This window comes from Nostoc sp. CHAB 5836 (genome assembly GCF_020829445.1).
GTDB lineage: Bacteria > Cyanobacteriota > Cyanobacteriia > Cyanobacteriales > Nostocaceae > Nostoc.
This window is the reverse complement of record NZ_JAIVFV010000003.1, coordinates 92,256-101,965: the sequence shown is the minus strand read 5'-3', so window position 1 is coordinate 101,965 and position 9,710 is coordinate 92,256. Positions and strand designations below refer to the sequence as shown.

General features: G+C 38.8%; 5 protein-coding genes and 1 pseudogene. 2 read left to right on the top strand and 4 right to left on the bottom strand.

From position 1 onward, the window contains the following. Together LC605_RS01475 and LC605_RS01470 are read right to left on the bottom strand one after the other, a co-directional pair. Positions 1-767, bottom strand: a pseudogene (locus tag LC605_RS01475) (hypothetical protein); the annotation flags it as partial. 877 nt (positions 768-1,644) lie between these two features. Continuing rightward, positions 1,645-3,156, bottom strand: coding sequence for an NB-ARC domain-containing protein (locus LC605_RS01470; RefSeq protein WP_229545810.1), 1,512 nt, complete (start codon positions 3,154-3,156; stop codon positions 1,645-1,647). Between the two features lie 503 nt (positions 3,157-3,659). Between LC605_RS01470 and LC605_RS01465 the strand changes: the two genes are divergently transcribed. Beyond that, a complete protein-coding gene (locus LC605_RS01465) occupies positions 3,660-5,396 on the top strand; it encodes a serine/threonine-protein kinase (protein ID WP_229545809.1) in 1,737 nt (578 codons plus the stop codon). Positions 5,397-5,604: 208 nt separating this feature from the next. Continuing rightward, entirely contained in the window at positions 5,605-6,492 is an 888-nt protein-coding gene (locus tag LC605_RS01460) for a M48 family metallopeptidase (protein WP_229545808.1), read from the top strand. Here LC605_RS01460 and LC605_RS01455 read toward each other — a convergent pair. Together LC605_RS01455 and LC605_RS01450 are read right to left on the bottom strand one after the other, a co-directional pair. Further along, positions 6,450-8,987 (bottom strand): CHAT domain-containing protein, encoded by a 2,538-nt coding sequence (locus LC605_RS01455; RefSeq protein WP_229545807.1) that lies wholly within the window; start codon positions 8,985-8,987, stop codon positions 6,450-6,452. The genes LC605_RS01460 and LC605_RS01455 overlap by 43 nt on opposite strands. Next, entirely contained in the window at positions 8,939-9,646 is a 708-nt protein-coding gene (locus tag LC605_RS01450) for a POTRA domain-containing protein (protein ID WP_229545806.1), read from the bottom strand. Before LC605_RS01450 ends, LC605_RS01455 begins: the two co-directional genes overlap by 49 nt. Between the last annotated feature and the right edge of the window lie 64 nt (positions 9,647-9,710).

Below are 9,710 nucleotides of genomic sequence, written 5' to 3'. Positions count from 1 at the left end.
ATTAGCAATCCAATCCTCAAATCTTTCTCTAGGCGCTCTAGTTCAATTTTGTGCTGTTGTTTTAGTGAACAGATCGCTTCTGAGTATTCTTTGGGGGAAGTCGGCGAGTTAGAAAATGTCACAATTGCGTGATTTAAATCAGCATTGTTGATCAACATTCTCTCGCCGTCAGCGAAAGTGACAATCTGCTGTGACCGATTCGGTGGGTCTGCATAAATCACTCCCGATTCCCCATAACGAGGATGTGATGGTGATGAAACTGTGACTTGGGCTTTTTTGGGAACCAATGGTTCCTCAATTTTGCCAACCATTGGTGACAAAGTTGATTGCTTTTTTCGTCTGAGATTGGGAGCAACTTTTTTGGCTGCGGCGGCGAAATCTGATTCACTTGGGGAGGGATTTGAATCTATTGCCTGTGATATTGCCAGTTTGAGTTTTTCTGGAACTTTTACCAAACGCAGTAATGGACGGGACTGACGCTCATTTTTAATGTGTTGGCCAAGTTCCTCTGCGGCAACAATTACTTTTTTTGCCCCCAGTAGTTGATTGATTCGCCGGTACCCGCCCCAAGCAGACAATTCACTTTGGCAGTATTGTTTAAAATTTTTATAGCCGGCTTGGAGGTAAATCTTTTCCTCCCTCATCAGCAGGATTTCATCTATCGCGAAGCACTCGAATCGGTCTATGGCAGTGAAGGTGTCTTTGATACTGCTGTTGAGAACATCGTAATCAACTGCTGATTTGCTTTCTTTATCTAGTGTCAGCATATTTCTCTCCGATGGCGATCGCTAACAGAGGTGCTTGAAAAAAATTCGTAATTCGTAATACCTCTCTTGGAGACGCTCCGCGAACGACTCCCTTCGACTGCGCTCAGGGCGAGTCGCTCGGCACAAGGAAAGTAATTCGTAATTGTTGGGGCTATTTTGCACTCTTCTCCAACACCCAAGAGCCTACACCCAACACGCCGCCCCAACGGGGCAAGGTCATTTTTCACGATAATTTACCTCTCTTTTCTTGGTTGACAACCTTCAGCTTCAGAGAGGGGGTTGAATCAGTTATCAGTTATCAGTTATCAGTTATCAGTTATTTAACCTTGGACTCTACTCCCAACTGATAATGCGGATACTTGGTAACTGGTAACTGTTATTCGCGCTGCTACTGCTTTTTGCTACGAAATTCGGAATCTTTCTTAACTAAACTTAACTTTACAGAAACTTCTGAATTTCTACAGCAAAAACTGCCACACAAAACTGGTGTGTTTCGTGCGGCTTCTCGTATAATACGAGAAGCAACGGATAAAATCTCGTCCGACCAGTCAGTGGAGAAAAGGCGTCAAACTTTAAACACCACTGCTTTGGTTTTCGTGAGATAACCCCGCTCTGAGGTTATTCTGTTTTTGGTACTGGGCAAAGCGTCACCAATTAATGACTCTTTGTCCTTTAAATTTTTGGTGCTGTTGTATATCTCCCTCCATTTCCTGTTCGTTTTTTATCTTACAGAACTTTTGGTCGTCTGGTGTATAGCGTCGTTATTGATTTTTACTTTTAGACCTCCATATTTATTAACGATTGTTTTAGTTAGGGGTAATCAGAGGTTTTGTGACACTCTATGTAGGGTAGATTACCCTGTGGTAAAAACTTTTGCTCAAGACGCATTTGCTAATTTTGGAAAAGCATGAGATACACGTACTAATTTTTGCGGATCTTTCATGATATATTTTTTTATTACTGGTTGAAGAGTAAAACTGATTTCTTTTGTAAATGCGTCTTTATTACTTTCAATCAATGACTGTCTTTCAAGTTTTTCCAATGCATTTATCAGTTCGGAAGTTGATACCAATGCTTGTTTTCCCTGGTTGAGATCATTTATTATTTCAACGAATTTAATCGGTCTAAAATCTGAAGCTACTTTATCTGCTAAATAAATCATAATTTGCTTTTGAGTCTCATTCAATACTTGACCAAACGCTTCATCAAGCATTGCTTGAAGCTCATTGCTAAAAAATGTAGTTTTGTGTTGGAAGAATATTTTTGTACTACCACTAAAGAAGTGGTTAATTCGATCCGCTACTGTTTTAAGTTCTAAAGGATTACCGCGATAGGTGTTGATTAACTCGTTGCATTTTTGCTTATCAGTCAATCCTTGAGTAGCCAAAAAATGCATTGCGGCATCTGCGTCTAACCCTTCGACTTTAACCAACTGAATGTGCCGTTTAGCGCTTAATAGACTATCAAATTCATCGGGTAAAACTCTACTAGTTAACAGTAAGCGGCTTTGATGTTGTTCTTCTACCAAGCGGCGAAAGAATATTCTGTAATCTAGCCTCTGCTCGAAGTTATTTTTCTGGAATAATGCATCAAATTCATCCAATACCAGCAAACATCTGCGCGATTTTAATTGCTTAACCAGTTTTGTAATCATTGTCTGGGTGATCTCTGGCAAGCTTAAGGATATTTCTGAAGGTTGGATTAGTTGTATTAGTTCGGCTACTAAGTCCTGAACTTTTGGTGCATAGCCAACTGATTTCCAAATTAAACAATCAAAATCAGATGGAGACTCTATACTAAGTTCTGCTAACAGTTTTGCTGCTAATGCACTTTTACCAACTCCCGCCACACCTATTAACGACACACAGCGCTGCTTTATTATTAATTCTTTTAAACAGATTAGTTCCTGTCTCCGTCCATAAAAATTAGATAAGTCAGGTAATTCGCCTCGAATGCCTTGTACAAAGTTATTAGTGGGAAGTACTTGCTCTTTGTTTAGTGCAGATGGAACAGAATACTTTTTGGTGGCTTGTTCTAAGAAATATCGTAGGTTCCTCTTTCCTACGCTTTCTTCATTTCCAATAGTTTCAGAGAGTAGAACCCATAACTGAGGAGCTAAACGCCGTTGCAAATAATTAGCGCTATACGGGGAGTTCTCTGCTATCTCCACGAACTCACTGTTATTCCACGCTCCTTTCATAATTCTAATCTCTGCATCTGATAGGGGTTTACCCCTTTTTGCAAACACTAGATTATTCACTACGACCAAAGCTTCTTCAAAAGTTACTGTTTCTGAAATTCTTTGCTCTGGAAGCTCCTCTGCTGTTACAACAGTAGATGAGGGGGAAATATCTGAAAACCTTAGCCCTTGCTCCGCACTAAAATCCATATCTGTACTTTATCCTGTTGGTTTAGTAAAGTCCTCCCAAGAGGCGTTTAATTATGGTTAATGGTAGAGGCGTGTTAGATTAAACTTAATAATACAGCTTTTTCTGCTTATACTTGCTTGATTTGACGAAAGTAACATACAAATATCTAATAGGTCTAGTTAAAACTGGAAGTGTATCAATTATAGGACTCCGATTTGATTTTTGAAAACATACCGAGACTGAAAAGCCTGTTTTATCAGGATTTTATCTGAAATCTTGTTCAGAAATCAAACAGGAGTCCTATAGTTTATTTTCTGTTAAATCAAGAATATTGTTCTACTTAAAGTTAGACTGAAATAGTTATATAATATACTTCAATATTGTTACATACTGAGCAATCTTTACTGGGATAGTCTATTTATTAGAGTATCAGAGCAATAAAACTTAGATTCAAAATAGGTGATGTTTAGTTGATTAATGCCTAGTAATCATTGTCATCTGCATTGCTATAAGTTTTTCAAATATGTCATGCTACTGTATCAATCCCCTTTGCGATCAACGTCAAAATCCTGACAATATTGAAAACTGTCTCTCTTGTGGCACTTTGCTGCTGATCAATGGACGCATCCGCTTAATTAAGCCGTTGAGAGCGCTTACTCAAGAATTGTTCACTTATATGGAAGTTTTTGAAGTAGAGGACGCTGGTACTCAGTGGAATCCTGTACGTGAGCAGCGAATTATGAAAGTTCTGAGATGGGGATCGCCTAAGATGGTTGAGTTAATTGAGCAAGAAGCTCTAACTTTACAGCTAATTCATCATCCAAGAATCCCTAAAAGTACCTTAGATGATTTTTTCACTTTTGTTCCTAATGATACTCAATTGACACTGCGTTGTTTAGTTATGGATAAAGTCGAGGGACAAAACCTGGAGCAGTGGATAGAATTTAATGGGAGAATTTCACAATCTTTAGCATTGGAATGGTTCAGACAATTAATTGAAATTCTTCATGATGTACACCGCTCCAATTTTTTTCATCGAGATATTAAACCTTCTAATATAATTCTTCAGCCAAATGGGCAACTATCATTAATTGATTTTGGGGTGGCGCGACGGGTGACTGATACCTATCTAGCAAAAATTAGTGGAAGCGGAGGAACTAATACGGGGAGGGGAGGACGATATGAAATTACGTCTGTAGTCACGCCTGGTTACACTTCACTAGAACAAATTGAAGGGCGCGCAGTCCCACAGTCAGATTTTTTTGCTTTAGGACGGACTCTTGTACATTTAGTTACTGCTACTACACCTATTGATTTGTCTAAAGATCCAAAAACAGGGAACTTGCTTTGGAGAAATAAAGCACCACAGATTCACAAACCCTTTGCTGATTTCATTGATGAGTTGATGGCTGCTTTGCCAGGGCAGCGTCCGCAAACTACTAGAGTAATTTTACAGCGTTTGGAGCGGTTGCCATTTAAATTAAAATTTCATCGATTAATTAAGTCTAAACTATTTAAGTTAAGTTTATTTGTGGGATTATTATTAGTAGTTGTTAATGTTCGTAAAGGATATAATCTGGGATTATCTAATTACTATTTCAATGAAGCGTCTCGTCATTTAAATGAGCCTAAAATAGCTAGAAAATATTATGAACTAGCTGCCAAATATAATCCAACAGATGTAGCAGCACATAGCAATTTGGCACTAGCTTGTCAACAACTTTATGATATTAGATGCGTAACTGAGAACTACGAGATAGCTTTTAAACTTCAGCCCAATAATTGGGAGGCACGTTATGGGCTAGGAAATTTTTACGATGACCAAGGAAAATACGACCTGGCAGAGCAGCAGTACAAATTAGCGATTCAGTATAGTAATAACCAAGCAATGAATGCTGTTAGCAATTTAGCGCGAATAAAGAACAGACAAGAAAAATACTCTGAGGCGGCAACACTTGCAATTCAAGGTTTAAGTCGTACCAAAAATCCTGAATGGCAAGCTGGGCTGTACAAAAATTTAGGCTGGGCAAGATTCAAGCAGCAGCGCTACGCGGAAGCCGAAGATTACTTGCAAAAATCAGTGAAACTAGACTCACAAAGAGTAGATGCCTACTGCTTGCTAGCGCAGACGTATGAAGCAGTAGGTAACTTGAGCAAAGCTAAAATATATTGGGAAGTCTGCCTGATAGCAGTTTCAGGTCTGCCAGAGGTGCAGGAATGGAGACAGCAAGTATTACAGAGGATTTTTAAGGAAAATTGACCCGAATACGCAATTTCGGTATGCTGTCAATCAAACTCCAAATAGCTTGATAAGTGTGATGCAGTCTGGTACAAAATCAATCATCAAAATAGAAAAAAAAGTTTTTGAATTCCAAGTTGCAGCGATTACGTTAATACTACTTCTTTCAAACTTTAGTACTGCGTGGGGTCAGCGCCAACCAGTAGCAAGAGGCAATTTAAGAGAGCCTATGTGTCAGCCTGTAGCTCGTATTATTAAAGGTGATATTCGCTTGGCAGCAGGAAGCCAGGCTTGCAAAGGAGATCATCTGCAACCAGCAAACAGTGCTACAGTAGAAGTCTTATGTTATGGAAAGGGAAATATTTTACAACTTAAGAGCGGCATTATTGATGAACAATGCTCACTGCTTTTTAATAACCAAGCTCAGGTTTGTATCCGCGAAAAAAGATTCAATTGCTTCAGGACTAAGGGGCCAGAAGAGGATGAAAACACACCGACATTAATCACTCCTTACAGTCCTTTAATCTTAAATCCTCGCCCTGTACTGTCTTGGACTCCTGTTCCGAATGCTATTGGCTACATAGTACAAATCAAAGGAACAGGAGTTGATTGGTCAAAGGAAGTGAATCCAACTTCACTGTCTTACCCCCAAGAGCAGCCAGCTATGCAACCTGGAACTATTTCCCAGATAAATGTACTTGCTAAAATGGCGGAACAAAAGTTTATCGTTAGCTCCTCCATCTTGATGGTGTTGCATCCTCAAAAAGCCCAGCAGATAAAAGTTATCATTGAGAGGATTCAAAGTCTAAAATTACATCCAGATGAGCTAGCTGTAGACCTTAATTATGTATATAAAGCAAACGACTTGCTCAGTGAAGCAATTGAGGTTTTAAAGGAGCGGATCAAAGCAAGAACTCAAAATCCTACTATCTATCGAGTGCTAGGGGATCGCTATCTGAATGTAGGCTTATCAGAAGAGGCAAGCCGCGAATATAGGATGGCGATCCAGTATGCAAAGCTTAGAGGCAATGTGATTGAATTAGCTAAGGCGCAAATAGGACTAGAATTATCGCTTCAAAGCCAGTTACCGACGAGAATAAATCCCGACCAAAAGTAAGGATTCTCATATTTAGGATTAGACATCAATTTCAATTGTGCAAGTCTTAGTGCTTCAGCTTTAGTCATACCATTTTTCAAGCCCTTGTAGAATTCTTCCATCAGCAAAGCAGTAGATTCGGCTTCAACTAGCCATAAACTGGCGACCGTACTTCGCGCTCCTGCCTGGGCTGCTATACCAGCAATTCCCAAAGCAGAGCGTCTATCCCCCTTCGCTGTCTGGCAAGCGCTCAAGACAAGTAAATCAATCCCAGAGCGTTCGGTTTTTAGCAAAAATCTTAGTTCCCGAACATCCACGGGAACATCCCAGGCCAAAACAAAAGTTTTCTCGGAGTCAGAGCTAAACTGACCGTGAGTACTAAGATGAACCACTGTCAGCAGATTATTCTCGATTTCTTGTTGAAATCTATCGCTGGTGAATTCGGTATTGGCTAGCACTAGCGCAGAAGTAGTGCTTCCTTTAATGTTCGCCATTTCTGTTTCTACTTCTGGCAAAACCTGAAAATTTTTAGGAACTAATGGATTTTTTAAACTAGGGCTTTCCTTAAAAATACCAGCAATTAATGCAATTAAATTATTTGATTTCAAAGCTGGACTTTGCCAAAAATCAGAACTGGAAGAGGTTGCAATATTATAATAGTCTATTAAATAATTTTTCCCATCGTGCAACATACTAACAGGGAAATTTTGAAAATAAGTATCTAGTACAAGTATTAAAGTTCCTGAATGAGGCAGATATTGTTTGATGGGTGCAAACAGCAAATTGTAAATAGCTTGAGAGTAAATGAGTAAATTAGATTGCTGAATCCCAGTAAATTCCTTATTTTTCACACCAGTAATTAAACTATCAATACTGTTAATAAGCAGTCGAGCATCTAGAGAATGTTGATAAAATCCACCCTGTGGAGTTCGGACAATTACCTTGGCTATATTTTTTAACTTAATTAAATATATTGTCGGTGGTAATTCCTTTAATTTGTTATGATTTATTAAAGAAATGGCTGGAAGTTTGCCGCATTGTAGAAAAGTCTCTAATTCAGCTAGCTTGAGCTTTTCCTGGATTTTGACTGCTTGTTTTAAGTTGGGCTGATCTTGAGATAAAATTAGCTCCATGTATTCCTGATATACAGGTTCAACTTTTTCTTTAAATTCCCACTGAATAACAGTATTAACTGCTAAAATACTACCTCTTACTTGGTCAAGGCTACTGATAGCAGCTCTGTAATACTCGACTGCTTTATCAATATTGTGATTAACTTGATACAAGTGTCCTAAATTCCATTGCCATTGATAAGCAATATCCCAAGCTTGTATTGATTGGGCTAATCCCATTGCTTGTTCTAAATATTTTTTAGATTCAAATTCTTGCCCTAGAGAGTTATAGATGTTACCAATAGTTCCTGATGCGTAAGATTCTGCTCGTTCATTGTTTAATTTTTGAGCTAATAAACGGGCTTTTTGAGCGATGGACAATGCTACTTTTAACGAGTTTTCACCATTAGTGAAAATAAGTTGCTTCAACTTTTCATCTGGGGCGATTTGTATCAAACTCTGAGCCAAGTTAAGTCTAGCATAGATAGATTCAATCGCCGGAAGTTGGTCAAACTGATGTGGTGTCGTCGATAATTGTTTGACTAAACCTTGAAGTAGTTGCCTTCTGTTGCTAATATCTGTATTTGTTAACGCTGTCCACTTCTCTATCTCTAATAATAAACTTAATTGATTTAACTGTGCTTGCAGTGCAGAGACACCTTGCACCTTTTGATAAAATTCTATAGCCGACTTAATTTTGGCTTTAGCTGTTACGAGAGCTTCTTGTTTTGCTCCAGGGTCATCCGTCATCTGATATCTATTTTTAGCTTGGCTATAAAGGGTGCGCTCTGTGTTCCCTTGACTCAATAAAAATTGATTATTGAAATTTGATTCTAAAGCAAGGCTTTCACTCATTGCAGAAGCTTTTTTCAATACAACGGAAGAAGCTTCTGGACTACCAAGTATTCGTAGCACATCACCTAGATTGCGAAGTCCAATTACTCGCACTTTTCGCATCGCTTGCTTTTGCAACATACGGCTCAACCGCTCTTGAGATTCTTTGAAAGAGTATTGCCTTTCTTGAATTGAACTAGTACAAAGCCAATTTTCTAATTCTAAGGCTTGGGTTAGAACCTGGCAAGCGCGAGGATAAAAACCACGCGCTTGAAATGCTAGGCTTTGGTTGATCAAGCTACCAGTCATTCCATCAGAGTCGTTTAATTGTTTGTAAGCGTGATAAGAAAATTCCCAAGTTTGTAAAGCCGCTTCAGCTTGTCCCTGATATAGTTGTTCGTATCCCTTTTCTGTGAGGATTTGTGCATCAGACCCTTTGGAACTTAGGGTGGTCTGGGATTGAGTTTTTTGATTGCACAAAATGATAAGCAATATCAAGGATAGCCCCAAACACAAGTATTTTAAAATAGCCGATAGCCGATGGAAAAATAAACTCCGTTTTCTTGCCATGTTCGAGAATCTGTATTTGTATCAATCGAAAATAAAGGAACTCCCCAGTCAAGACGGGCATTGAAGCGATCGCCTAACTGGTACTGCAAACCCAAGCCTACAGAGGCTAAAGTACCTGTAAAGTCTTCTGTTTCGGTTGAAGCACCATCGTTGTTCCAAGCAGTTCCAAAATTGAAAAAGGGAATTACCTGTAATTCTCCTCTTTCTCCTGCCCAAGCTGTAATACGTAATTCAGTTGACAAGAGAAATCCGTTGTCAGTTACAAAACTGCGTTCTACATAAAAATTTGTGATTGCTGTCCGAGCTTCTAGCAATTCAGAAAGAGTGATTTCTTTTCTTGTGAAAGGAGCAACTACTGTTTCTAGTTGTTCATTATTAAATATTGTATTGCCTTCAAATACGAAGCGCTTAACTCTGAAAGTTAACTGATTTTCCTCACGCATTTCAGGAGGAATTGTCTCTATTGGGGGAGGTTCTAATATTGGTTCTTCTTTCTGTGGTAGGATAGATGGAACTTTTAGAGGTTCTTGTATTGTTGGAATTCGCTCTGGAATTTGATTTGGAGTTGCTGTTTGTGCTAGCACCGGATCAATTATTAGGTTTAAAGCTGCTAAAAAGATTGTTGATCCAAACACATTTAAGTACTGGAAGATTGACATAATTGCAGATTCTAGTGGTGGAAGCAAAAGCAACTTTTTTGTATTTGATGAGTTTCTAACCAAA